16 protein-coding genes, 3 tRNA genes and 3 rRNA genes are annotated in these 25,438 nt (G+C 55.4%); 15 read left to right on the forward strand and 7 right to left on the reverse strand.

The features are described from left to right. The first annotated feature begins 700 nt into the window (after positions 1-700). The 7 genes from Q0746_RS10505 to Q0746_RS10535 all read left to right on the forward strand — a co-directional run bounded on the left by Q0746_RS10505 (position 701) and on the right by Q0746_RS10535 (position 8,608). Positions 701-2,165 (forward strand): 16S ribosomal RNA (locus Q0746_RS10505). Between the two features lie 304 nt (positions 2,166-2,469). Then, a tRNA-Ile gene (locus Q0746_RS10510) sits at positions 2,470-2,546 on the forward strand. 19 nt (positions 2,547-2,565) lie between these two features. Beyond that, positions 2,566-2,641: transfer RNA gene (locus tag Q0746_RS10515), tRNA-Ala, on the forward strand. A gap of 406 nt (positions 2,642-3,047) precedes the next feature. Next, positions 3,048-5,882: ribosomal RNA gene (locus tag Q0746_RS10520) — 23S ribosomal RNA — on the forward strand. A 71-nt stretch (positions 5,883-5,953) separates the two neighbouring features. Next, a 5S ribosomal RNA gene (rrf, locus tag Q0746_RS10525) occupies positions 5,954-6,068 on the forward strand. The 16S, 23S and 5S rRNA genes sit together here with 2 tRNA genes alongside, the layout of an rRNA operon. A gap of 393 nt (positions 6,069-6,461) precedes the next feature. Then, positions 6,462-7,205 carry a GNAT family N-acetyltransferase gene (locus Q0746_RS10530; RefSeq protein ID WP_298260006.1) on the forward strand — a complete coding sequence of 248 codons (744 nt, stop codon included), beginning with the start codon at positions 6,462-6,464 and terminating at the stop codon, positions 7,203-7,205. Between the two features lie 401 nt (positions 7,206-7,606). Then, positions 7,607-8,608, forward strand: a complete 1,002-nt coding sequence (locus Q0746_RS10535) for an IS110 family transposase (RefSeq protein WP_298261248.1) — start codon at positions 7,607-7,609, stop codon at positions 8,606-8,608. A 422-nt stretch (positions 8,609-9,030) separates the two neighbouring features. On the opposite strand, the gene Q0746_RS10540 is transcribed toward Q0746_RS10535, so the two are convergent. From Q0746_RS10540 to Q0746_RS10555, 4 genes are all read right to left on the reverse strand, one after another. After that, positions 9,031-10,113: a Hint domain-containing protein gene (locus Q0746_RS10540; protein ID WP_298260008.1), complete on the reverse strand. Its 1,083-nt coding sequence runs from the start codon at positions 10,111-10,113 to the stop codon at positions 9,031-9,033. 712 nt (positions 10,114-10,825) lie between these two features. Next, positions 10,826-10,996 carry a hypothetical protein gene (locus Q0746_RS10545; protein ID WP_298260010.1) on the reverse strand — a complete coding sequence of 57 codons (171 nt, stop codon included), beginning with the start codon at positions 10,994-10,996 and terminating at the stop codon, positions 10,826-10,828. Between the two features lie 54 nt (positions 10,997-11,050). Then, positions 11,051-11,401, reverse strand: coding sequence for an IS66 family insertion sequence element accessory protein TnpB (gene tnpB, locus Q0746_RS10550; protein WP_298260012.1), 351 nt, complete (start codon positions 11,399-11,401; stop codon positions 11,051-11,053). 558 nt (positions 11,402-11,959) lie between these two features. Continuing rightward, positions 11,960-12,036: transfer RNA gene (locus tag Q0746_RS10555), tRNA-Met, on the reverse strand. Between the two features lie 135 nt (positions 12,037-12,171). Between Q0746_RS10555 and Q0746_RS10560 the strand changes: the two genes are divergently transcribed. From Q0746_RS10560 to Q0746_RS10590, 7 genes are all read left to right on the forward strand, one after another. Further along, complete coding sequence (locus Q0746_RS10560) at positions 12,172-12,972, forward strand: S49 family peptidase (protein WP_298260013.1); 801 nt, start codon at positions 12,172-12,174, stop codon at positions 12,970-12,972. Positions 12,973-12,976: 4 nt separating this feature from the next. After that, positions 12,977-13,153 carry a hypothetical protein gene (locus Q0746_RS10565; RefSeq protein WP_298260015.1) on the forward strand — a complete coding sequence of 59 codons (177 nt, stop codon included), beginning with the start codon at positions 12,977-12,979 and terminating at the stop codon, positions 13,151-13,153. Between the two features lie 3 nt (positions 13,154-13,156). Then, the gene (locus Q0746_RS10570; RefSeq protein ID WP_298260017.1) at positions 13,157-14,104 is read left to right on the forward strand and encodes a calcium/sodium antiporter; all 948 of its coding nucleotides are present in this window, start codon (positions 13,157-13,159) and stop codon (positions 14,102-14,104) included. Positions 14,105-14,106: 2 nt separating this feature from the next. Then, positions 14,107-14,892 carry an SDR family oxidoreductase gene (locus Q0746_RS10575; protein WP_298260019.1) on the forward strand — a complete coding sequence of 262 codons (786 nt, stop codon included), beginning with the start codon at positions 14,107-14,109 and terminating at the stop codon, positions 14,890-14,892. A 306-nt stretch (positions 14,893-15,198) separates the two neighbouring features. Then, a complete protein-coding gene (gene uvrC / locus Q0746_RS10580) occupies positions 15,199-17,088 on the forward strand; it encodes an excinuclease ABC subunit UvrC (RefSeq protein ID WP_298260021.1) in 1,890 nt (629 codons plus the stop codon). A 64-nt stretch (positions 17,089-17,152) separates the two neighbouring features. After that, on the forward strand, positions 17,153-18,442 hold the full coding sequence (locus tag Q0746_RS10585; protein WP_298260023.1) for an acetylornithine deacetylase/succinyl-diaminopimelate desuccinylase family protein: 1,290 nt from the start codon (positions 17,153-17,155) through the stop codon (positions 18,440-18,442). Beyond that, a complete protein-coding gene (locus Q0746_RS10590) occupies positions 18,439-19,404 on the forward strand; it encodes a LysR family transcriptional regulator (RefSeq protein WP_298260026.1) in 966 nt (321 codons plus the stop codon). Before Q0746_RS10585 ends, Q0746_RS10590 begins: the two co-directional genes overlap by 4 nt. Before the next feature lie 2 nt (positions 19,405-19,406). Here the strand turns inward: Q0746_RS10590 and Q0746_RS10595 are convergent, their stop codons facing one another. Continuing rightward, complete coding sequence (locus tag Q0746_RS10595) at positions 19,407-20,933, reverse strand: trimethylamine methyltransferase family protein (RefSeq protein ID WP_298260028.1); 1,527 nt, start codon at positions 20,931-20,933, stop codon at positions 19,407-19,409. Between the two features lie 182 nt (positions 20,934-21,115). Between Q0746_RS10595 and Q0746_RS10600 the strand changes: the two genes are divergently transcribed. Next, entirely contained in the window at positions 21,116-23,551 is a 2,436-nt protein-coding gene (locus tag Q0746_RS10600; RefSeq protein ID WP_298260030.1) for an FAD-dependent oxidoreductase, read from the forward strand. A 33-nt stretch (positions 23,552-23,584) separates the two neighbouring features. On the opposite strand, the gene panC is transcribed toward Q0746_RS10600, so the two are convergent. Together panC and panB are read right to left on the reverse strand one after the other, a co-directional pair. Continuing rightward, complete coding sequence (gene panC / locus Q0746_RS10605) at positions 23,585-24,430, reverse strand: pantoate--beta-alanine ligase (RefSeq protein WP_298260032.1); 846 nt, start codon at positions 24,428-24,430, stop codon at positions 23,585-23,587. Further along, entirely contained in the window at positions 24,427-25,260 is an 834-nt protein-coding gene (gene panB / locus Q0746_RS10610) for a 3-methyl-2-oxobutanoate hydroxymethyltransferase (protein ID WP_298260034.1), read from the reverse strand. Before panB ends, panC begins: the two co-directional genes overlap by 4 nt. Positions 25,261-25,438 lie beyond the last annotated feature (178 nt).

A 25,438-nucleotide genomic window follows, 5' to 3' on the forward strand; every position in this document is an offset into this window, starting at 1 on the left:
ACGCGCAACCAATGCGCTCTTCCGCAGGGGGCTGAGTCACGGAATGGAATCGAGTCGCGGTGATTCACAGGTGAGTCTTTGGATTCTGGGGGAATTCACGCGCAAATAACGTCTCATCTGTGGATAACCCGCTTTGAAGCCGCAAAAAGCCGGAACGTCTGAACCGCAAAAACCTGCAAAGGCGTGAAGTCGCTGCCCTCTCGTTAGTCTAACCTGTTGTTTTTGTTTGGTTTTGCGTTGATTGTGTAAGAAAGTTTGGAAAAGATGAAAAAAGGTGTTGCGGGTGTCGTTGAGTAGGCCTAGAACCCACTTCACCGGCGGCGCAGAGATGCACCAAGGGGACGCGGGACGGTTCGCAAGGACAAGAAAGCGGTTAAAAAACAGAGACTTATGCAGGCAGTTGCGCCCGACGATTTAGGCGCTACGGTTTGTTTTTGTCTCTACGCTCTTTGAAATTGATAGAATAAACATGAAGAGATATGTGGGCGGTTTGGCCATTTCGATGGATCAACCTCTTACATATCCACCAACCTAGGCTTCGGCCGATTATGGTTGGGTCAGCTTCACTGTTTGGACGGCCTTCGGTTATCTTTGATAACTGAAAGCACAACAAACAGAGAATGGTCATTAGGTTTCAGTAAGGCCTAATGATTGATATGTGCAGAGGTTCGACGTCAAGGTTAAGCAAGCAATTGCTTTTCAACTTGAGAGTTTGATCCTGGCTCAGAACGAACGCTGGCGGCAGGCCTAACACATGCAAGTCGAGCGCACCTTCGGGTGAGCGGCGGACGGGTTAGTAACGCGTGGGAATATACCCAAAGGTACGGAATAGCCTCTGGAAACGGAGAGTAATACCGTATGTGCCCTTCGGGGGAAAGATTTATCGCCTTTGGATTAGCCCGCGTAAGATTAGATAGTTGGTGGGGTAATGGCCTACCAAGTCTACGATCTTTAGCTGGTTTGAGAGGATGATCAGCAACACTGGGACTGAGACACGGCCCAGACTCCTACGGGAGGCAGCAGTGGGGAATCTTAGACAATGGGCGCAAGCCTGATCTAGCCATGCCGCGTGAGTGACGAAGGCCTTAGGGTCGTAAAGCTCTTTCGCCAGAGATGATAATGACAGTATCTGGTAAAGAAACCCCGGCTAACTCCGTGCCAGCAGCCGCGGTAATACGGAGGGGGTTAGCGTTGTTCGGAATTACTGGGCGTAAAGCGTACGTAGGCGGATTAATCAGTCAGAGGTGAAATCCCAGGGCTCAACCCTGGAACTGCCTTTGATACTGTTAGTCTTGAGTTCGAGAGAGGTGAGTGGAATTCCAAGTGTAGAGGTGAAATTCGTAGATATTTGGAGGAACACCAGTGGCGAAGGCGGCTCACTGGCTCGATACTGACGCTGAGGTACGAAAGTGTGGGGAGCAAACAGGATTAGATACCCTGGTAGTCCACACCGTAAACGATGAATGCCAGACGTCGGGGGGCTTGCCCTTCGGTGTCACACCTAACGGATTAAGCATTCCGCCTGGGGAGTACGGTCGCAAGATTAAAACTCAAAGGAATTGACGGGGGCCCGCACAAGCGGTGGAGCATGTGGTTTAATTCGAAGCAACGCGCAGAACCTTACCAACCCTTGACATGTGTATCGAGATTTCTGGAGACAGATTTCGTCAGTTCGGCTGGATACAACACAGGTGCTGCATGGCTGTCGTCAGCTCGTGTCGTGAGATGTTCGGTTAAGTCCGGCAACGAGCGCAACCCACATCCTTAGTTGCCAGCAGGTTAAGCTGGGCACTCTAGGGAAACTGCCCGTGATAAGCGGGAGGAAGGTGTGGATGACGTCAAGTCCTCATGGCCCTTACGGGTTGGGCTACACACGTGCTACAATGGCAGTGACAATGGGTTAATCCCAAAAAGCTGTCTCAGTTCGGATTGGGGTCTGCAACTCGACCCCATGAAGTCGGAATCGCTAGTAATCGCGTAACAGCATGACGCGGTGAATACGTTCCCGGGCCTTGTACACACCGCCCGTCACACCATGGGAGTTGGTTCTACCCGACGACGCTGCGCTAACCTTCGGGAGGCAGGCGGCCACGGTAGGATCAGCGACTGGGGTGAAGTCGTAACAAGGTAGCCGTAGGGGAACCTGCGGCTGGATCACCTCCTTTCTAAGGATGATCTTAGCAGCTAGAACTTGTTCTAACTCGTAGATCACTTAGCAGTGCTTTAAGCACATAAGTCGGCACTCTTCGGAGTGACTGACATTCGGTTCAAGCCGTCCTCATATCTCTTCATGTAAGTGTAGCGCCGAAGGCGATGCACGTAAGTCGCGGCAGTCGTTTGCATCGCAAACGATGAGAGCGGCCTACAACAGTAGCGAGCCACCGGCTCGTGACATCGCGGCCCTTTCGGCAGGTTTTGCACGCAAAACCGCCTGTCGGGCAACGTCGATCTTGCTTTGCAAGATCAACTGGGTCGGTAGCTCAGGTGGTTAGAGCGCACGCCTGATAAGCGTGAGGTCGGAGGTTCAAGTCCTCCTCGACCCACCATATCCCTTCGGGATAAAACGGGGCGTTAGCTCAGCTGGGAGAGCACCTGCTTTGCAAGCAGGGGGTCATCGGTTCGATCCCGATACGCTCCACCATATCCCAGCCCTGCTCGATTGCACCGGCAAGCACTAGTTTAGTGTTTGCCCGTCCAATCGGACGAATTGACATCGTATAGAGAGATACAAACATCAGTTTTTAACACTGATCTGGCGCGTAAGTCAGGTCGATCAGCTTCGAGCTGAAAGGTGTTAAGAATTATATAGTGTTCGTATGATTTGGGAGCCTTCCCGGCACCCTTATCTTGGGCTTTGAGCCCGAAGTACGAACACAATCCAAGTCAAGTAAACTAACCAAAGATATAAGCCCAACAAGCTTTGAACCAGATTGTTGGGTTTGGGAAAATTTACTCTTTTGATTAAGAGGTTCCTGAAAAGGGCCTCACCCCGAGAGCTTACAAAAGGGCTTTTGGGGCGCGGAAGAAGTCTGACTTCTTCTGGATCAAATCAAGCGCGAGAAGGGCGATTGGTGGATGCCTTGGCAGTAAGAGGCGATGAAGGACGTGATACTCTGCGATAAGTCGTGGTGAGCCGAGAATAGGCTTTGACCCACGAATTTCCGAATGGGGCAACCCACCTGATACTTTGTTATTGTTATCCCTTCGGGGAGTTCAATAATGAGGTTAACCAGGTATTTTTAACCTGAATACATAGGGTTAAAAAGGCAAACCCGGGGAACTGAAACATCTAAGTACCCGGAGGAAAGGAAATCAACAGATACTCCCCTAGTAGCGGCGAGCGAACGGGGACCAGCCGAGCTGTGAATGTGATTAGAATGGTCTGGAATGGCCAACCATAGTGGGTGACAGTCCCGTATAAGAAGCATGATCGGACGTATTAAGTAGGGCGGAACACGTGAAATTCTGTCTGAACATGGGGGGACCACCCTCTAAGGCTAAGTACTCCTTACTGACCGATAGTGAACCAGTACCGTGAGGGAAAGGTGAAAAGCACCCCGACAAGGGGAGTGAAACAGTTTCTGAAACCGGTCGCCTACAAACAGTTGGAGCCCCCTTGAGGGGTGACAGCGTACCTTTTGTATAATGGGTCATCGACTTGGTCTATCTAGCAAGCTTAAGCCGTTAGGTGTAGGCGCAGCGAAAGCGAGTCTTAATAGGGCGCATGAGTTAGATGGATCAGACCCGAAACCGAGTGATCTAGGCATGATCAGGATGAAGGTTAGGTAACACTAACTGGAGGTCCGAACCCACACCTGTTGAAAAAGGTCGGGATGAATTGTGCCTAGGGGTGAAAGGCCAATCAAACTCGGAGATAGCTGGTTCTCCGCGAAATCTATTTAGGTAGAGCGTCAGACGAATACCCCGGGGGGTAGAGCACTGGATGGGTAATGGGGACTCACCGTCTTACTGATCCTAACCAAACTCCGAATACCCGGGAGTAATATCTGGCAGACACACGGCGGGTGCTAACGTCCGTCGTGAAGAGGGAAACAACCCTGACCTACAGCTAAGGCCCCTAATTCATGGCTAAGTGGGAAAGCAGGTGGGACGACCAAAACAACCAGGAGGTTGGCTTAGAAGCAGCCATCCTTTAAAGATAGCGTAACAGCTCACTGGTCTAATTTAAGTTGTCCTGCGGCGAAGATGTAACGGGGCTCAAGCCATGAGCCGAAGCTTAGGATGCCGTAAGGCATGGTAGCGGAGCGTAGTGTGACATAACTCTACGCCTCTTTTGCACTGTTCGCAGTGTGTAGGAGGCATTGAGTTTTCTGTGAAGCCGGGGCGTGAGCCATCCGGTGGAGAGATCACTAGCGAGAATGATGACATGAGTAGCGACAAACAGGGTGAGAGACCCTGTCGCCGAAAATCCAAGGGTTCCTGCTTAAAGCTAATCTGAGCAGGGTAAGCCGACCCCTAAGGCGAGGCCGAAAGGCGTAGTCGATGGGAACCAGGTTAATATTCCTGGGCCGTGAGGTGGTGACGGATCTCGAAGGTAGTTCATCCTTATCGGATTGAATGGGCTGCTTAGAGGTTCCTGGAAATAGCCCCTCTATAAGATCGTACCCTAAACCGACACAGGTGGATAGGTAGAGAATACCAAGGCGCTTGAGAGAACGATGTTGAAGGAACTCGGCAAAATACCTCCGTAAGTTCGCGAGAAGGAGGCCCAGTTTCTACGCAAGTATTGACTGGGGGCACAAACCAGGGGGTGGCGACTGTTTACTAAAAACACAGGGCTCTGCGAAGTCGTAAGACGACGTATAGGGTCTGACGCCTGCCCGGTGCCTGAAGGTTAAAAGGAGGAGTGCAAGCTCCGAATTGAAGCCCAGGTAAACGGCGGCCGTAACTATAACGGTCCTAAGGTAGCGAAATTCCTTGTCGGGTAAGTTCCGACCTGCACGAATGGCGTAACGACTTCCCCGCTGTCTCCAACATCGACTCAGCGAAATTGAATTGCCTGTCAAGATGCAGGCTTCCCGCGGTTAGACGGAAAGACCCCGTGCACCTTTACTACAGCTTCACACTGGCATCAGGCACAACATGTGCAGAATAGGTGGTAGGCTTTGAACCAGGAACGCCAGTTTCTGGGGAGCCTCCTTTGAGATACCACCCCTGTTCTGCTTGATGTCTAACCGCGGTCCGTTATCCGGATCCGGGACCCTGTGTGGCGGGTAGTTTGACTGGGGCGGTCGCCTCCTAAACAGTAACGGAGGCGCGCGAAGGTTGGCTCAGACCGGTCGGAAATCGGTCGTTGAGTGCAATGGCAGAAGCCAGCCTGACTGCGAGACTGACAAGTCGAGCAGAGTCGAAAGACGGCCATAGTGATCCGGTGGTCCCGAGTGGAAGGGCCATCGCTCAACGGATAAAAGGTACGCCGGGGATAACAGGCTGATGGTGCCCAAGAGTCCATATCGACGGCACCGTTTGGCACCTCGATGTCGGCTCATCTCATCCTGGGGCTGGAGCAGGTCCCAAGGGTACGGCTGTTCGCCGTTTAAAGAGGTACGTGAGCTGGGTTTAGAACGTCGTGAGACAGTTCGGTCCCTATCTGCCGTGGGTGTAGGATACTTGAGAGGAGTTGCCCCTAGTACGAGAGGACCGGGGTGAACGATCCACTGGTGGACCAGTTGTCATGCCAATGGCAGTGCTGGGTAGCTATGATCGGAAAGGATAACCGCTGAAGGCATCTAAGCGGGAAGCCCCCCTCAAAACAAGGTATCCCTGAGAACCGAGGTAGACCACCTCGTCGATAGGCCAGAGATGTAAGCGCGGCAACGCGTTCAGTTGACTGGTACTAATTGTTCGATAGGCTTGATTTGATCCAGTAGAAGCTGGACTTCAAAAGCTACACATATGTGTAAGTGACTTGGATAGGATGTTGTTTGTTTGGTTTGGTGGTCATAGCGCGAGCAAAACACCCGATCCCATCCCGAACTCGGCCGTTAAGTGCCGTCGCGCCGATGGTACTGCGTCTTAAGACGTGGGAGAGTAGGTCACCGCCAAACCTAACAAGCAACATCCGTATCTCTCTAAACGATGAAACAAAACAACGGCCGCTGATCCCATATGGGACAGCGGCCGTCGTCGTTTAATAGACAAAAATCACCACAAACAATCGATGCTGAAGAAAACATAACCAGAGCTTGCGTAAGAAGTAAGCGTGATCAAGTCGAACAAAGCGAAAGGCACGCCGTTTTACGGGCGGGCCTTCGGGACCGTTGGTTGCGGGAGTAGGATTGTAAGCGCTGCACCTGGGGCCCGTTTTCGGTGCTAATCGCTATCGCTCGAAAGTGATATCCATTGTCAGTAAGCGTTGCATCTGACCCTTTCAGCAGACCTTCCAGATACCGTTGCAGAAGGCTAAAGTGGCGCTACGCGCCACCGCGAAAGCCTAATATATGGCACTTTGCGGCCCAAAGCCGACCTTCACGACGATCTCAAATACTGCGGCGCAGCCCGTTAAAGCGGACTTTGTTACATTGCCGCAGCATTATCAGGGCGCTAAGGTCAGCTATGGTCTTGTCAAAACTCCCGCGAAGATCGGTTATCAGCAGACGAAATGGCGTTACAGGAGATCGACCGTGGAATGCGCGCCTATATTTTGCACAAAGAGATTATTGGTTCGAACCTGGCGGGGGGGCGATCAACCCAAACTGCTGGAGTTGTATGGATTGGCCAAAGTAATCAAATGGGTTGACGATGGATCTCCTCTCACCGAACAGGAAGCTGTGGCTTGGATGGCAAAAACACGCTCAAACTATTTGAGCCGAGGCTATGGGATGTTTGCGATCGATGATCGAAAAGGAGGCGAACTGCTGGGTTTCGGTGGCCTCGTTCATCCAAACGATCAAGTCGAAGCTGAAGTAAAGTACGCCTTTTTTCCAAACGTTTGGGGGAGCGGGGTTGCGACGGAGTTTGTCTCTGGACTCTTAAGCTATGCCCAAGAGGAGTATAGATTGAACCGCGTGATCGCGACAGTTGCCGAAGAAAACTTTGCTTCAAAGCGCGTTCTTCTCAAGTCTGGATTTGGACATTGTGAAACCCGAGCGGAATTAGATGGAAGTCTTACCGATCTCTTTGCGATCGACATTGGGACAGGGGTTAGTCACCCGATACGGCCCTTTGCGGACATTGGCCGGTGATCTGGAATGCTGCAGTGCGGCCCGTCGAACCAGCCATTCGCTGCGACCGCAAAATCTCAGCGTAGGCGAACTAGCAGTCTGCGGACAGAACTGACATTCGATTTTCGCGCTTTGCCTACGCAGCATTTGTTTGAAGTCGCGGCACATGTGTTGTTGCAACGCGGCGAGTGTCGTCACTCCGGTCATTCATTCGCCTTGTGCTAGCTGGAACCGAGACCGAGCTTTCGCTGCATGCCGTTCAGACAAACCGGTCGCGGGATGGGGTGGATGGCTCCTGCTTCACCCGGCGTCGCAATGCGCCATAGTGCAGTTGTCATGAACTGCTTATGAAAGGAGCCACCCAATGCAAGTTACCACAATCGGCCTGGATCACTGACCGGCAGTTGATTGCAAAGCAATCAATGAGAGGGATGGCCAAGAACGTCTTTCAGGTTCACGGGATCACGGCAGATGGAACGGTTGCATTTAACCGCTCTTTGCGGCGCGCTCAGATGTTTACCTTTTTCCAGAAACTTGAGCCTTGCCTGATTGGCATGGAGGCGTGTGGGTCCAGTCATTATTGGGCACGTGAACTGAGTAAACTTGGCCACGTCGTGAAGCTGATCGCGCCGGTTTATGTGAAGCCGTACGTCAAGCGCGGAAAGTCCGACGCGGCAGATGCAGAGGCGATTTGCGAAGCTGTCACCCGCCCAACAATGCGTTTCGTTGAGGTCAAGTCACCTAAGCAACAAGCTATTCTATCGATTCATCGCGCGCGGGATTTGATTGTCCGGCAAAGGACCCAAACGATTAACATGCTGCGTGGTTTGTTGGCAGAGTTTGGGATCATCTTCGCTCAAGGTGTGGGACATGCAGTCCGGTTCGCAAAGCGTGCCCATGAGGGGTATATGCCAGACCTGCCACAAGCTGCGTGTGATGTCATTGTTGACCTGAGCGAGCAAGTGTTGACTCTTCATGCGCGGGTCAATTGGTACGGGCGTCGGACGGCAGTAGCCGCAAGGTCGGAACCGCGCATGGCTTTACTTGAGACGATACCGGGCATTGGCCCGATCACCGCATCTGCAATCGTGGCGACCGTCGGAAGTGGAGAACAGTTCCGAAGTGGAAGAGATTTGTCGGCCTGGCTGGGGCTAACGCCAATCAATAAATCGACAGGCGGAAAAGAGCGCTTGGGACGCATATCAAAGATGGGCGACCTATACATTCGACGGCTTATGGTCGTTGGCATGACATCCCGCATGAAACAAATCAGAGAAAATCCTGAGCGATTTGATCCTTGGTTCGCCGACATCCTACAGCGCAAGCCTGCCAAGCTGGCGGCCATTGCCATGGCGAACAAAACCGCGCGCATAATCTGGGCTGTGCTCTCGCGAAATGAACCCTACATGGAACGAACAGTTTGAAACGAACGCGAAGAACAAGGAGACAGCAAGACCAATGAAGTGATGGCGGAAAAGTCAGCCGCAACATCAAGACACCACGGGCTTTGTCCAGGACGACCACTGTCCGTCTGCGAGAATGGGGGCTTGATCAGCGGAAACCATCCACTGCCCGGCAGTCGCTGCTTGCAGCGATGAGAGGGAGGGCCAGCGGGCTTGAACTCCGCGCGAATAGGCCGGACACAAGACCGTATCTGACAAATTGCCAATGGCTTCAAAAATGTCTTGCTTTGCAGGAGATATCCACACAGGACAAAGCCGCCATTTGCCGAAGTCTTGCGAATGGCCACTTTCATAAATTGATCAAACTGTTAACTTGAACGCGCCATTGACAGACCCTCGCGCATTCGCTCAGCTTCGTTTTTCTCCATCGCCAGATCGCGATCCTATTTCCGGATTTCCTTGGCCAAGAGCGCCCCGTTCTCTTCGAGTTGCTTGGCGATCTGGCGTTTGGCCGTGCCCACGGTTAGGCACTCCCGCGCGGGTGGGCCGTTTAGTGCGGCGTCTGGCGCCAAGGCGGGTCCAAAGAGTTCAGTCAGGGCTTGGCGCTCGGCGGATGACAGCCCGTTCACGACCATCGGTCCGAGCAGAAGCGATTCCGACAGGCAGCCATTGGCCGTGACAACCTCATGCCGGTCACAGGCGAAATGAATCCAGTTGATTTCCTTTTTGCCCTTCATGTGGCGGATGCCCGGCACGGCGATCAGGGATTTCGCGGACGCGAACGCCTCGCTGGCGAAGACCCGCTGCAATTGCCCGGCGCCGCCGACAAGGATGCGGTGTTGCGGCGAGACGATCAGGTCCTGGGTCGGCCACCCCCGGCCAAGTGCACCTGCTTTGATCAACACGGGCTTGGCATCGGTCTCGGCGTATTCCAAAGGCTGCTCGCCGCTGCGGGTCCAACGTATCGGTTGCGGGCCATGATCCAGCGTCACCACCAGATCGCCGGGTTGCAGCGTTTCCACCGCGCGCGGGCCATCAGATGTGTCAATCATCGTGCCGAGAGCGTAGCAGGGGATGGTGCCGGAATTTGGCGTGGACTGGGTATAGTAGCTGGACCCGCCGTCGTCGGATTGCAGCGATTCGCCTACACCCGATGCGGTCCCGACCTCGGTACTGGTCATTCCAGCGGCAGCACCCTCAGTCGCTGTGACGGTGTTTCCCCAATGCGAGACGAATTGCAGAACGGTCCCGGTGTCATCCACCAGCGCTATGCCATCATCGGCCCAAATCTCACCCGAGTCGGACATTGCATCGAACCCGGGCGTATTGTTGTCGATGACATAGACATCCTGACCGTCAATGGTGGTTTGCAACGTCCCCAGTGAAAAGGTTGAAACCACAGTGCCATCAGATTGGTAGATGACAACCGTATACGAGGATACATCCGTACCGATCGGCACCGCGATTTCGATGAATTCCTCATCGGATAACCCGTAATACTTATATTCAGAAATATATCCTGACATAGCCGTCGGTCTCCGGATTTCGTTTCCGGTAGTTGGCCTGGAAATGCCTAATATGTTCCTACAAAGGCGTGGATAATAGCGCGGTACTGGGCGTTAAATGTATAAAATGTTACGATCATCAGGTTCATTCATATGAACTGGTCAATGCGACAGAAGCAATACCCTGACACGCAGCTTCATTGCGTTCACCAGTCGGGCCGCTTTGGACACTCCCCGGTTTGAACAGCTTTGAACAACCACTCTGAAAAAACCGCCGCGCGGCCGAATTTACATCGCCGCAATTGCGAGCGTCTCTTTTGGCATTCTGCACCTGCATTTGCGTCGATGGCAAAATGGCGCTTTGTCCGCGACCTGCAAATTCGCCGCCTGCTCCATGCTGCGAGCCTCACCAATGGCCGTTTCTCCCGCTGCGTGGCGGCATGCAGTTCCTCGCTCACGCAGCATTTTTCAAGCTGCGCGCGCTCGCAGCACAAATTTTCTAGGTCTCCTGTGGGCTCATAGCAGCCATTCGCCGCATCCTGCATCAACGACCGCTTTCGAGTTAACCCGTTGTTTGGGCTCTCAGTCCTTTAGGATGGTACGTCGTCACCGGTCATGGTTTTGTAAGGCGATTGAAAGCATCAGTTGATATCAACACAAACCGTTCTCCCTGTTCATCCGCCATGAAGAGATCTTGTCGTACAGCCAATCTGAAATACGCTTCCATATTGGCTTAGAGCTGCGCAATTGTGATGTCTTTACCGCCCTCAACACTTTGAACGGCAGCCGCATCGTAGATGAGGCGTCTGGCAAATTCCTGGACCTCAATGCCTTCTTCTGAAGCTAATGATGATAGCTGTAGGGAGACGGTTTCTGGAATAACTTTGATCACGATGTCAGGCATAGTAGGATCTCATCTTGGTAGATTGGGAAAAGGTGTTGATTTGAATGAATGCCATCACACGGCAGCGGGTTTACGCACATGGCGTGGGACAACGCGCTTCCAATCCAACCCCTCGAACAGTGCCTCAAATTGAGATCTGTTGATGGTAATGACGCCGTCGCTCATGCGGGGCCAGACAAAACCAGCGCCTTCGATACGCTTGTAAGTCATCACAAGACCGGTCCCGTCCCATACAATGATCTTCATTCTATCTGCGCGTTTCGATCTGAAGATGAAGATGGCACCGCCGAGCGGATCCAGGTCGAATTCATTCATGACAATGGCAGCAAGGCCATCCATTCCCTTCCGAAAATCTACGGGCTTTGAGGCCAGATAGAGTTTGAAATTTCCGGACGGCGAAATCATGCATGCCCCTCGATTGCTAAGATGACTTTGACTAAGTCTTCCACAGGATAGGCCGCTGGAAGTGACAAGTTGAACGCACGCCCGCAGATTTGAATTTGATCGTGCTGAATTGGACCGCTATCACTTGTGGCTCCTTCTTCGCCCACGACAATTTCCGCGAAAAAGGCGTCGTCGGTTACAGTGGCTGTCCTATTCCGAGATGCTTTGACGTCGGCGCGCCATTTGTAGACGAGGGATTGGGAGACGTTACACGTCTTCATGACTTCGCCGACGTATAGTTCGCCGCTGTCCATTTTTTCATTTATGAAGCGCTTGAAGCTGGGTGGCTAGACGCGGCGCCCCCCAACATGCACTTCGATTTTGAAACCGTAGACTTCGAATGATCTGACTTCTAAACTCACTTGACCTCGCCTTTTCTGTTTAGCGTCAGTATCTCATGAGGAGCTTGAAATCGTCAGATGGTATTTAGGGGGTCAGATGCAACGCTTACGAAGTAAGCGTGATCAAGTCGAACAAAGCGAAAGGCCCGCCGTTTTACGGGCGGGCCTTCGGGACCGTTGGTTGCGGGAGTAGGATTTGAACCTACGACCTTCAGGTTATGAGCCTGACGAGCTACCGGGCTGCTCCATCCCGCGCCAATTCGGTTTTGATGATCTATGCCCGCTGATACACATGTTCAAGCGAAATCGACCGCCTTGATTGCGAAAACAATTTGGGCGTTTTCGATAACGGCCTTGTTTGCATGGGGAGGGGGCTCTACATGGCAAGGCATGAAACGTTTTATCCCATTTTTAAAGTCGCCGCCTTTGGTGAATGTTGTGGCTATGAGCGGTGTAATCGCCGCGGGTGGTCGTGGCGCCAACCTCAACGATGCTGGGGTGGCCTTGATGCTGCATAAGGCGTTCACCAAGGGCAAACCTGCTGCGGTGGCTTTGCAGCTCAATTCGCCTGGCGGGTCTCCGGTGCAAAGCTCGTTGATGGGCGCGCGCATCCGGCGTCTGGCTGAAGAGAACGACGTGCCGGTTTTTGCATTCGTCGAAGACGTGGCGGCGTCAGGCGGATATTGGTTGGCAGCTAGTGCGGATCATATCTATGTCGATGAAAGCTCCATTGTGGGCTCTATTGGGGTGATTTCTGCCAGCTTCGGGTTTCACGACCTGATGCAGCGCCATGGGGTCGAACGGCGGGTGCACACGGCTGGTAAAGACAAGTCGATGCTGGATCCTTTCCGCCCTGAACGCCCCGCCGACATCAAGCGCTTGAAGGCGTTGCAGGCACAGATTCACGAAACCTTCATTGCGCATGTCCAATCCCGCCGGACATCGAAACTGGCGGAGAACAGCGATCTGTTTTCGGGCGAAATTTGGGTCGGGTCGAAAGCCATTGACGTTGGCCTTGCCGATGAGATTGGCCACCTAGTGCCAGTGATGAAAGAGCGCTTTGGCGACAAGGTGCGGTTTAACACATTTGGCCCCAAGCGGTCGCTGTTCCAACGTTTTGGCGCACGGATTTTGACCGACACGATGGATCAGCTTGATGAGAAAGCGCTTTGGGCGCAATACGGGCTGTAGTCTGATGATTTTCAAAATCATCACGCTGTTTCTTGTCGGGATGGCAATCTTGGCCATGTTCGGAAAGCTGCGTGTCCCCAAGATCGGGCAGAAGCTGGGTAAGAAAACTGCGCATAAATGCGCCAAATGCGGAAGCTACAAAATCGGCAAAGGTCCATGTGCCTGCCGCAAAAAGGGCTAGGTCATGCTTGAAATCTTTGGGGCCCTCGGCGGGCTGGTAATCTTGCTGCTGGCAGGCGATGCGCTGGTGCGTGGTGCGGTAAATCTGTCTCTTCGGTTGGGCATTCCCGCTTTGATCGTCAGTCTGACAGTTGTTGCCTTTGGTACCTCCGCGCCGGAGCTGCTGATCGCGGTGCAATCCGTCATCGACGGGGTGCCTGGGTTGGCGTTAGGGAATGTTGTTGGCTCCAACACCGCAAATGTTTTGCTGGTTTTGGGGGTTCCGGCCCTTTTTGCGGGCCTGCCGACAAGCCAGTCGGAAACTCAGAAAAGCTACCTACAGATGATTGCAGCTACCTTGCTGTTTATCGCGGTCAACTTCTTCGGGCCGATTACATGGGTGCATGCCTTGGTGTTGCTGGCCGGTATGGCTTTGATCCTAACAGATCAGTTTCGCGACGCGCTCAGTGGGCGGGTGGACAAAGGCGACGAGGAACCTGAAGGGGCGGACCCGACCATGAAGGGCTGGAAGATCGCAGCGTTCTTGATCGCCGGTTTGATTGGCCTGCCCTTGGGCGCCAGTTTGCTGGTGGACAACGCAAGCGCAATCGCCATGCGCATGGGTGTGTCGGAAACGGTCATCGGGCTTACGCTTGTGGCAATCGGGACGTCCTTGCCTGAACTGGCCACGACCGTGGTTGCAGCTATGCGTAAACATGCGGATGTTGCCTTGGGTAACGTCATTGGATCAAACCTGTTTAACCTGTTGGTTATCGTCGGCGTTGCCGGACTGGTTGGCCCGATACCCGTGCCCGAAGCGTTCTTGCGGTTTGACCTTTGGGTGATGTTAGGGGCCTCGCTGATCCTGATCCCGATTGTCTTCATGCGCAAAGATCTAGGGAAACGTTGGGGCTTCACATTATGTGCGCTATACGTGACCTATATTTTCATTGTGCTGAACACTGGGGGCTGAAGTTGATCCAAGGGCGAGCGTTAGTAACAGGAGCGGCAGACAGGCTGGGACGTGCGCTGGCCCTCCAGTTGGCCGACATGGGGTTCGATGTGGCTGTGCACTACGGCACCTCTGAGGACGCAGCCCTTGAGACAGTGGCAATGATCGAAGCCAAGGGCCGCAAAGCAGCGGCTCTGCAAGCGGACTTACTGGATATGGACGCGGCGGAGGCCTTGGTTCCTGCCGCAGCACAGGCGCTCAATGGCCCGCTTTCTGTGCTGGTCAACAACGCCTCGATCTTTGAGTATGATACCCTCGCATCAGCCACCCGCGAAAACTGGGATCGGCACATGGGGTCCAATTTTCAGGCCCCGTTCTTACTGACGCAGGCCTTTGCTCGCCAAGCGCCGGATGTAGCGGCTGACGAGAATGCAGAGCCGGTCGCGCAAGCGGCGATCATCAACATGATAGATCAACGCGTGCGCAAACTCACACCAGAATTCATGACCTACACGCTCGCAAAAATGGGGCTATGGGCACTGACCCAAACCTCTGCGCAGGCCTTGGCGCCTGCGGTTCGCGTCAATGCAATTGGCCCCGGTCCGACGGTGCAGGGTATTCGCCAATCAGGCTCTCATTTCACCAAACAACGTGCGGCGACGGTTCTGGGGCGTGGTTCAAACCCGCAAGATGTAACTGCCGCGTTGGAATATATCCTCAAGTCACCTGCATTAACTGGTCAGCTTTTGTGCATTGATGGGGGGCAGCATTTAGGATGGCAGACACCTGACGTGATTGGTGTCGAGTAGAAGAAAAGTCCCGTTTTTTGCTTTTCATGCATTGACTTGTCCACGGCAACCAAGATCGTCACGATTCTGTTACCAAAAAGTTAATGTTTTCAGTCGTTTGGAAAGAGGGCATAAAAATATAATCTAAAATCAAAGACTTGAGCGACTGCCTAATTTTTAGGCAGTGCGCTTTTGACCCCATAAACTAAGGATAAATCCACGCTCAGAGGATTTCTCCCACAAGGTTATCCACAAGAACGGTGGAAACCTTTTATCTTGATCCCAATTGCGGGACAGTGCAGCGAAGTAAGGAATCACACCACTCCAATGACTGACGCTATGCCCCCCTCGAATGATACCAGCGAAGATGCAGAAGCGATCACCGGCCACGCTTGTGTGCATTCGTATCTGAAGACGCTCGACAATTCGCCCGGGGTCTACCGGATGCTCGATGCGCAGCAGCGTGTGCTCTATGTGGGCAAGGCGCGGGCGCTGAAAAAGCGGGTTTCCAACTACGCCAACCCCAATGGCCACGTCCCAAGAATATCACGGATGATTTCCGAGACGACATCGATGATGTTTCTCACCACCAAGACCGAAACAGAGGCGCTGCTTCTAGAGCAAAACCTGATCAAGCAGCTTAAGCCAAAGTATAATGTGTTGTTGCGAGACGACAAAAGCTTCCCAAATATTCTGGTGACAACCCAGCACGGGTTCCCACAGATCAAGAAGCATCGCGGCGCAAAGCGCGAGAAGGGCAGCTACTACGGACCCTTCGCGTCGGCAGGGGCTGTGAACCGGACGTTGAACCAGCTGCAAAGGGCCTTCTTGCTGCGCAATTGCTCTGACAGTGACTTTGAGACCCGCTCTCGCCCGTGTTTGCAATATCAGATCAAGCGCTGTGCGGCGCCCTGTGTGGGAAAGATCAGCGATAAGGAATACTCCAAACTGGTGAAGGATGCGCAAAACTTCTTGTCTGGGCGTTCCACCAATATGCAAGAAAAGCTGGCGGAACAGATGCAACAAGCCTCTGACGAGATGGAATTTGAGCGTGCCGCCGCCCTGCGCGATCGCATCCGTGCGCTGACCCAAGTGCAAACCGCCCAAGGGATCAATCCGCACACCGTGTCCGAGGCGGATATCATCGCGCTGCATCTGGAACATGGTCAGGCCTGCGTGCAGGTCTTCTTCATCCGCGCAAACCAAAATTGGGGAAACCGCGACTTCTACCCAAAAACGGCAAACGCGGCCGAGGCTGAAATTTTGCAAGCCTTCATGGGGCAATTCTACGGGGACAAAGAGCCCCCACGCCAAATCATCCTGTCGCATGCGATCGAGGATCCCGATTTGATGGCGGATGCTTTGGGGCAGAAGATCAACCGCAAAGTCGAAATTCTGACACCGCAACGTGGTGAAAAGCAGGAGTTGGTCACCGGAGCCCTGCGGAACGCCCGCGAAAGTCTGGCCCGCAAAATGTCTGAAACGGCGACGCAGGCGAAACTTCTGCAAGGCGTGGCGGATGCATTTAACTTGGACGCCCCGCCCAAGCGGATCGAGGTCTACGACAACTCTCATATTTCCGGCACAAACGCTGTAGGCGGGATGATTGTTGCAGGGCCGGAAGGCTTCATGCGCAACCAGTACCGCAAATTCAACATCAAGGGCGAGGACCTCGTTCCCGGGGATGACTTCGGGATGATGAAAGAGGTGCTGGGGCGGCGCTTCAAGCGGTTGCAAAAAGAAGACCCAGACCGAAAGACAGACATGTGGCCCGACCTGCTGCTGATTGACGGCGGGGCGGGGCAGGTGTCCGCCGTACGCCAGATTATGCGCGAGATGAACGTCGAAGATATCGCTATGGTTGGGGTGGCCAAAGGCGAGGACCGCGATGCGGGCAAGGAAGAGTTCCACCGCACAGGCAAGCGCCCCTTTTCGCTTCGGCACAATGATCCGGTGCTGTATTTCATCCAACGCATGCGCGACGAAGTCCACCGCTTTGCCATCGGCACCCATCGCGCCAAACGCGCCAAGTCACAAATGAAGAACCCGTTGGACGAAATCGAAGGCGTAGGCCCGAAACGCAAAAGGGCGCTCTTGTTGCACTTTGGGTCTGCCAAGGCGGTATCACGCGCAAACCTATCCGATTTGATGAGTGTCGAAGGCGTGTCCGAAGCCATGGCGCAAACGATCTACGACCACTTCCACGAAAAGGGATGATGACGTTCCTTGCGGGCACAATGGCCTCTTGGAGATGTGGCATGTTCGCCTTAGCGTAGCGGGCATGAGTGATAATATCGCCTTAGGGGCCCGTATAGACAGCAAGCGCGACGACCTGATCGCGTTGACGCAGGATTTGGTGCGCATTCCGACATTGAACCCTCCGGGTGAAAACTACCGCGAGATTTGCGAGTACCTTTTGCGGCGCTTTGAGGCGCGCGGATTTACCTGCGAGTTGGTCCGAGCACTCGACACCCCCGGCGACTGCGAAAAATTCCCGCGTTGGAACATCGTTGCGCGGTACGACGGCAAGACCACGGGTGACTGCGTTCATTTCAACAGCCACACCGATGTGGTCGAGGTCGGCGCCGGATGGACAACAGATCCGTTCGGCGGGGAACTAAAAGACGGCAAAATCTACGGGCGCGGCACTTGCGACATGAAAGGGGGGCTTGCGGCCTCCATCATTGCCGCTGAAGCGTTCATCGAACATCACCCCGACTTCGGCGGCAGCATAGAAATCAGCGGCACCGCAGACGAGGAAACCGGCGGCTACGGCGGTGTGGCCTATTTGGCGGAACAGGGGCGCTACAAACACGTCCAGCACGTCATCATCCCCGAACCCTTGCAGAAGGATCGCATCTGCCTCGGCCATCGCGGCGTTTGGTGGGCAGAGCTGGAAACCCACGGCGAAATTGCTCACGGCTCCATGCCATTCTTGGGGGATTGCGCGCTGCGCCACATGGGCGCGGTGCTGCACGAAATGGAGGAAACCCTGTTTCCAGCCTTGGCGCAGAAAAGAACCGCAATGCCGGTGGTGCCCGTCGGGGCGCGGTCGTCGACCTTGAACATCAACTCGCTGCATGGCGGGCAGGCCGAACCGGAGCCTGACTTCACCGGCTTGCCCTCGGCTTGCGTTCCGGATCATGCGAAAATGATCATCGATCGCCGCTACCTTATGGAAGAAAGCAAATCCGAGGTCGAAGCCGAGGTGCGCGCGGTTTTGGAAAAGGTAAAGGCCACGCGCGAAAACTTCCGCTATGATCTCAACGAGATTTGGTCGGTAGAGCCAACGATGGCCAGAAAAGACGCGCCGGTGGTTACCTCCGTCGCCAAGGCGATTGGTGACGTTCTGGGGAAAGAGGCGGAATATGTCGTCTCCCCTGGAACCTATGATCAAAAGCACATCGACCGTATCGGCAAGCTGAAGAACTGTATCGCTTACGGGCCGGGGCTGTTGGAGCTGGCGCATAAGCCGGATGAATACGTGGGGGTCGATGACATGCTCGACAGCGCGAAAGTGATGGGCGCGGTTCTGGTGGACCTGCTCACCCAAAAGGGGGCGCAGGGGTGACCGACGGCCACCCTTCAGTGAAATGGCTCAGCTCGTTTTGTGCCATTGCACATAGCGGCTCTATTCAAACAGCCGCGGATCAGACGCGTTTATCGATCAGCACTGTGTCGCATCGTTTGAAATGCCTCGAAGACCATCTGGGCGTGGCGTTGGTCGATCATTCCAGCCGCCCGATGGTGCTGACCGCAAATGGTGCGGTGTACCTGCGATACGCCGAAGAAGTGCTGGAGCTGTTGACGCAGGCGCAGGGGGACATCTCCTCGCTGGTGCCGCATGACCTGCGCCGCTTGCGCTTTGCGATGATCGAAGATTTCGAGAGCGACATCGGGCCGGAAATCACGCGGCTGCTGGCTGGGGCGCTCCCGAAGTGTCACTTCACCCAATACACCCGCATGAGCCATGAAATTCTTAGCCTCCTACGGGACCGCGAGGTTGATATCGGGATCGCGACCCATCCGCCTACCCCGCTGCCCAATGTCCATGAATACCCTTTGCTGCGGGATCCGTTCGTTCTGGCGGTGCCCGCCACAGCGACCGAGCCCGCTGAAGATTTTGTCGAAGGGCGAAGCGACCTGCCGTTTTTGCGCTATATGCGCGGTCAGATTATGGGTGACATGATCGAGGCACAGCTGACCCGCATGCGCTTGAAGCTGGAGAACCGGTTCGAGCTGGACAGTACATCTTCGATCATGAAGCTGATTTCGCAAAATGGCGGCTGGGCGATCACCACACCCAGCAACTACGCACGCAGCAAACGGTTTCACACGCAGGTCCGGTTGTTGCCATTCCCACGCAAAAGCTTTGCGCGCACCATCTCTATGTTTGTGGCCGAAAATCACCTGTCCGAGGTGGCCAAGGTGGTCTCTACGGCGCTGCGTAGCCAGCTTGCCACGCAAACCATCGGCCCAATCGTCGAGGCAGAGCCTTGGCTGGTCGACAGCTACCGGCTGATCAACGACTGACGTCAGGTGAGGATGTTGAACTCGGCGCGAATTGCCGCGTCCGCCTCTGCGGACAGGTAATTGGGGTGATGCGTCTCAAGGACATTGCGCGCCTTGGCTTTCGCCCGCGCCCACGCATCCAACCCGCCCGCATCTTCCCACGCCCGAGGCTGGCTGCGGTCGGCAAGCTTGGGGTAGTAGTAGTCCCGTTCCATCGCCTGATAAGTGAAATCGGCACCAAGGAAATGACCGTCCCCCAGTATGGCGTCGCACATATTGTCGAAGCCCAAATTTTCCCTCGACACCTCTATCCCGCGTAGGGCGCGGTAGGTCATTGCGTGCATTTCGTCGTCCAGAATGAAGGCCTCGAAGCTGGCCCCCAATAGGGCCGCTGTCATGCCCGAGCTTTCATAGATCAGGTTCCCCCCCGCAAGGGCTGCGGCCAAGCTTGTCATGCCTTTCTCGACCCCATATTGCGCGTCGATTGCCTTGGAATCCGTCATGGAGCAGGCGACGCCCGACGGCAGCCCCAGCCAGTTGGACAATTGTGCCGAGGCCGCGTTCAAGACGGTTGTCTCACCCCCGCCCCCAGCGAAGGCGCCCGTGCGCAGATCGACCACCAATGGCCAGTTTGAGAACACCATCGGAAAACCAGGCGAGATGACATTGACCATCACTAGGCTGGCCAGCGTTTCTGCCAAAGATTGGGCAAGAAATCCCGCCAGCGTGGCAGGTGCCGTTGCACCGGCTTGAGCGGCGGTAATGCAAGACATGGGGATGTTGTGCTCGATACATTTGTACACCACATCGACGGCATCCTCGCCGTAGCGCATGGGGGAGATTACGGGGCTGATATGGGCCTTGGCAAAGGGGCGTTTGGCAAATTCCCCGGTCCCGCCGGCGGCGATGTCGAACATGCGCACGATGGGATCGACATGGGCGGCCACGGTAAAGGCGGTGGCGACGGGTTTCTCGGTGTTGCGCAGTAGCGCATAGGCGGTGTTCACATCCAGATCGAACATGTCCGGCACATCTGTGGCGATGCAGCAGCGGGTAAACCACGCGACGTTGTCCAACGTATCTTGCAGGCGGGTGAAATTATGCAGGTCTTCGAGGGTGGAGGGGCGATAGCCCCCCGTTTCCAAATCAAGCGTGTTCACCGCGGCGCCGCCGGTCCCGAAATACACACGGTCGTCGCCCACAGTGATGTCACGGGCGGTGTCGCGGCCATAAAGGGTGAAGCTCTTGGCTGCGCTTTCTATTGAACGTTGCACCAGTGCATTGGGGAACCCGATGCGGCCGCCTCCAAGGTCGCGAGCACCTGCCGCGATCAAGTCGTGGCGCAATCTGTCCGGCACCTCGCCCATCCCAAGGTCGGCCAGAAGTCGCAGCGCGGTGTCGTAGATCGCCTGCAGTTCGCTGTCTGCCAAGGGGCGATACATCCCGCCCCGTTGCCCTGACGGGGCGGGGTTGACCGGCAGTGGAGCGGCACGCGCCTTAAGACGTGCTTGGCGTCCCGAGCGTCGTTGTGCTTTTGTGTCCCGAGGCATTTCGAGGTCCCTTCAGAAATGGCCTCAACATCCAAATCCCGCGGCCCTTTCGTTGCAATGGGCATTTCTTTTCTCCAATTTTATGCGAACAAGTTTTCGAATTTTTGGGAATTGCGACCCCAACATTGACCCCAAAGGGAAATTTCAAGTGAGATGGCGTGTCACCAAATGAGGCCGCCAACATGAAAACCCACACCCGTGTCGTCGTTATCGGAGGGGGCATCGCCGGATGCTCCACGCTGTATCACCTGACCCAAGAGGGCTGGACAGATGTCGTTCTTGTGGAACGCAATGAACTGACCTCAGGCACCACGTGGCATTCGGCGGCGCAAGTCACCAACTTTGGGATGAATCAAACGATGGTGGGGCTGAAAACGCACTCCATCAACCTGTATAAAGACCTGCGCGACGATCCCGATTATCCGGTCAGCTACAACCACGGCGATGGCGGCATCCGGTTGGCCAACACCGAGGCCCAGATGGACGGATACCGTCACTTCGCCTCCATGGCCCGTGGTATGGGGGTAGAATTCGAGGTGCTCGATGCCAAGGAATGCGCCCGCCGTCACCCGTTGATCTCGACCGACAATCTGTTGGGGGGATTATGGGACGGCAATGACGGTGACATAGATCCCGCGCAGCTGTGCCAAGCCTTAGCGCGTCGGGCCCGAAATGCGGGGGCGCAGGTGTACCGAAACACGCCCGTTACGGCTCTCACACAGCACAAAGACCACAGCTGGACCGTACATACAGAACATGGCGACATTGCCTGCGAGATCGTGGTGAATGCCTGCGGCTACCGTGTAAACGAGGTCGGGGCGATGATGGGGGTTCACCATCCTGTCGCCTCGATGGAACATCAGTATTTCGTCACCGATGAAATTCCCGCAATCCGCGATGCGGGACACAGAATGCCGCTGCTGAGGTGCCCGATCAGCGATTATTACAGCCGTCAGGAAAAGAACGGGTTGCTCGTGGGTTTTTATGAGCAAGATTGCAAAACATGGGGGATGGACGGGATCGACCCGCATTTCGTCAATGCGCTTTGCCCCGATGATCTGGACCGCATCACCGATGTGCTGGAAGGCGCGTTCGAGCGGATGCCGGCCTTGGCCGAGGTTGGCATCAAAACAGTGGTGAACGGTCCGATTACCTACACAATTGACGGCGCCCCTTTGGTTGGCCCGATCCCGAACAAGCGCAACGCTTTTTGCATCATCGGCCTGCGCGCAGGTCTTGGCGAGGGGGGAGGTCACGGCTGGCTTCTGGCGCAGCAAATCGTTCATGGGGAGGCCCAGTATGACACGTGGTGCATCGACCCGCGCCGCTTTACCGGCCATGCAAATGTAGAATTCACCTCACTCAAGGCCATCGAGGACTACCAAAACGAGTTCCGTTTCCACTTCCCCAATGAACACCGCCCCGCAGGGCGTATGGCCAAAACCACGGCCCTGACACCGGTGCTGGCCGCCGAAGGGGCCGAGTTCACTGTGGTAAACGGTTGGGAGCGGGCCGAATACTTCAAGCCAAGCCCAGATTTTCACGTCACCCACGGGTTTCACTTCGACGAATCCCACGCTGTCGTGGCAGCAGAAGTTGAGGCGGTACAAAACGCAGCAGGCCTATGCGAGGTCAACGGCTTCAACCGATTTGAGATCACAGGCGCAGATGCGCAGGGCTTTCTTGACCGTATGGTCTGCGGTCGCTTGCCGCGCCATGAGGGGCGCGTCGGTTTGGTCTATCTGCTCAATCATCACGGCAGGCTGAAGGCCGAAGCCACCATCGCTAACCTACCCGCCACGGATCGCGGGCCATCGCGCATTTGGTATGGCTCGGCTGCGGCGGCTGAATATCACGACATGGATTGGTTGCGGCAGCACATCGGCGCGCAAGAGGACGTCGAAATCAGGTCTCTTACCAATGATCAAACGATCCTTGTGCTGGCCGGACCAAAGGCGCGAGCAATCATGCAGGCCGTCAGCCGCGACGATTGGACCGCCGAAGGCTTCCCTTGGTTGTCGGTGCGCGAATGCTTCATCGGGGTCGCACCGGCCACGGTTATGTCAGTGAGTTTCTCTGGCGAACTGGCCTATGAAATCCACATCCCCAATGCCTCTCTTTATGCGGCCTACCTTGCCTTGCGCGAGGCAGGTAAGGCGCATGAGTTGCGCTTGTTCGGCGCTTTGGCCGTCGATTCCATGCGTATGGAGAAGGGGTATCTGCATTGGAAGGCCGACATCCTCACTGAATTCGACCCCTTCGAGACGGGGTTGGACCGCTTTGTAAATATGAAGAAGAAGGCCTTTGTCGGGAAAGACGCGCTGCTAAGGCGACAGGCCGAGCCAGCAAAAATGCGCCTGAGAACCCTGACCTTGGATACCGATAAAACCCCCGCGCATGGCGGCGCATCGGTGATGCTGGGCGATACAGTCGTCGGGACGGTGTCGTCAGGTGACTACGGACACCGCATCAAACAGAACCTCGCCTATGCGTTTATCGCGGCGGATGTGCCTTTGGATTGCGCGGCTCTGAAAGTCGACGTGCTGGGGGAACTCATCGACGCCAAAATAGTGAGCCGCGCGCTCTATGATCCACAAATGACACTCGTGCGCGGATAGGGGAAGGCTCGTGGCGCGCCTGTCCGCTGCGGGCTACCCGACTGCGATATTGTCGATCAAACGGACCCCCGCCAGCCAAGCGGCAGCCAGCAGACGGGCTGGGCGGGTAGGGGCGTCCAGTTCTTCCAAGGTGTCGCAGGCCCGCAGGTCTAGGTATTCCACTTCCGTGAAACCTGCTCGCTCAATCCGCGCCACGGCTTTGGCACGCAGTTCGGCAACGTCCCCACCGGCCAAAATGCCGTCCGCCATGTCCTGCATAGCGGCGTTCAATTCCGGAGCCCAAACGCGGGCGCGATCTGATAGCAGCAGGTTGCGCGACGACATGGCAAGCCCGTCTTCCTCCCGAATGGTGGGGCATCCCACAACCTCTATCGGAATGTTCAAATCAGCCGCCAAGCGGGTGACGACCTGCAACTGCTGGAAGTCCTTTTCGCCAAAATAGGCGCGGTCAGCCTGAGACTGCAAAAACAGCTTGCTCACAATTGTGGCGACCCCGTCGAAATGTCCTGGACGATGCGCGCCACATAAAACATCCGTCATGCCACCTACCGAAACGGTGGTGGCGAAGCCCTCGGGGTACATCGTCGGGCCATCGGGGACATAAATTGCATCAACGTTGAGCGGCCCCAGCTTGACGGCGTCCTCTTCCTCGGTACGCGGGTATTTTTCGTAGTCCTCAGGGTTGTTGAACTGCTTGGGGTTGATGAAAATGGTGACGATAACGCGGTCACATCCCTCTTTGGCAGCCCGCGCAAGGCTGAGGTGGCCTTGGTGCAATGCCCCCATGGTAGGGACCACACCGACGGTTTCGCCATTTGCCTTCCACTCGAAGACCATCGCGCGCAGCTCTGTCAGCGAGCGAACGATAGGCGCGGTCATTTGGACGATCCGGCGAGGGTTTCAGCGAATGTGTGCTCCGGTGAAGGGAAGCTACGCGCGTGGACCTCATCGGCATAGGCTTGGATCGCCCCGCGTGCGTCATCCCCCAAATGGGCAAAGCGTTTGACGAATTTTGCTTTGAAGGCGGTAAACAGGCCCAGCATGTCGTCGACAACCAGAATTTGGCCGTCACAATTTGCAGATGCTCCGATTCCGATCGTGGGGATCGCGATTTCTGCGGTGATTTCATCCGCCAGAACCGCAGGGACTTTTTCCAGCACCACCGCAAAGGCTCCGGCGTCGGCGACGGCTTTCGCGTCTGCCATCAACGCGGCGGCCTCTTCGCCACGGCCTTGGACTTTGTAGCCGCCCAGCGTGTTGATCGACTGTGGGGTCAAACCAATGTGCGCCATCACAGGGATGCCGCGCGCCACGAGGAAGCGGATCGTGTCGGCCATGCCAACCCCACCTTCCAGCTTCACGGCGCCCGCGTCGGTCTCGGCCATGAGGCGGGCAGCATTGCGAAACGCCTGTTCGCGGCTTTCCTCGTAAGTCCCGAAGGGCATGTCCATCACCAGCATGCTGGCGGTCAATCCGCGCCGCACAGCCTTGCCGTGCATGATCATCATCTCCATCGTCACCCCAACCGTGGAGGGCAGCCCGTGCAAGACCATACCAACCGAATCCCCGACCAGAACAAAGTCGCAAACGCCGTCCATCATCTCGGCCATTGGTGTGGTGTATGCTGTTAAGCTAACGATCGGTGTGCCCCCTTTGCGGGCAAGAATATCTTGCGGCATCGGGGCGGTCTTACGGGCAGTGGCGCTCATGAGGATAGAACCTTCTCGCAATAATGTTGCGCAGGGCCTACCAATTTCGCGACTGCGTTACCAGAGCTACCGCAGATTTTGAGCCGAAATCCGGTGCCAAACGCTGCGGCATAGACGCGAATTCCAGAAGGTCGGCGCAGCTCCCCCCTTGTTCAAAGTGCCGTCTCCTCCCTACACT

Origin of the sequence: uncultured Litoreibacter sp., assembly GCF_947487515.1 — a bacterium.
Classification (GTDB): Bacteria; Pseudomonadota; Alphaproteobacteria; order Rhodobacterales; family Rhodobacteraceae; genus Litoreibacter.

Coding starts and splice junctions, on each gene's coding strand:
- Q0746_RS10530 (WP_298260006.1), top strand. CDS start 6,462: ATGGCACTTTGCGGCCCAAAGCCGACCTTCACGACGATCTCAAATACT.
- Q0746_RS10535 (WP_298261248.1), top strand. CDS start 7,607: ATGAGAGGGATGGCCAAGAACGTCTTTCAGGTTCACGGGATCACGGCA.
- Q0746_RS10540 (WP_298260008.1), bottom strand. CDS start 10,113: ATGTCAGGATATATTTCTGAATATAAGTATTACGGGTTATCCGATGAG.
- Q0746_RS10545 (WP_298260010.1), bottom strand. CDS start 10,996: ATGCCTGACATCGTGATCAAAGTTATTCCAGAAACCGTCTCCCTACAG.
- tnpB (WP_298260012.1), bottom strand. CDS start 11,401: ATGATTTCGCCGTCCGGAAATTTCAAACTCTATCTGGCCTCAAAGCCC.
- Q0746_RS10560 (WP_298260013.1), top strand. CDS start 12,172: ATGAAACGTTTTATCCCATTTTTAAAGTCGCCGCCTTTGGTGAATGTT.
- Q0746_RS10565 (WP_298260015.1), top strand. CDS start 12,977: ATGATTTTCAAAATCATCACGCTGTTTCTTGTCGGGATGGCAATCTTG.
- Q0746_RS10570 (WP_298260017.1), top strand. CDS start 13,157: ATGCTTGAAATCTTTGGGGCCCTCGGCGGGCTGGTAATCTTGCTGCTG.
- uvrC (WP_298260021.1), top strand. CDS start 15,199: ATGACTGACGCTATGCCCCCCTCGAATGATACCAGCGAAGATGCAGAA.
- Q0746_RS10585 (WP_298260023.1), top strand. CDS start 17,153: ATGAGTGATAATATCGCCTTAGGGGCCCGTATAGACAGCAAGCGCGAC.
- Q0746_RS10595 (WP_298260028.1), bottom strand. CDS start 20,933: ATGCCTCGGGACACAAAAGCACAACGACGCTCGGGACGCCAAGCACGT.
- Q0746_RS10600 (WP_298260030.1), top strand. CDS start 21,116: ATGAAAACCCACACCCGTGTCGTCGTTATCGGAGGGGGCATCGCCGGA.
- panC (WP_298260032.1), bottom strand. CDS start 24,430: ATGACCGCGCCTATCGTTCGCTCGCTGACAGAGCTGCGCGCGATGGTC.
- panB (WP_298260034.1), bottom strand. CDS start 25,260: ATGAGCGCCACTGCCCGTAAGACCGCCCCGATGCCGCAAGATATTCTT.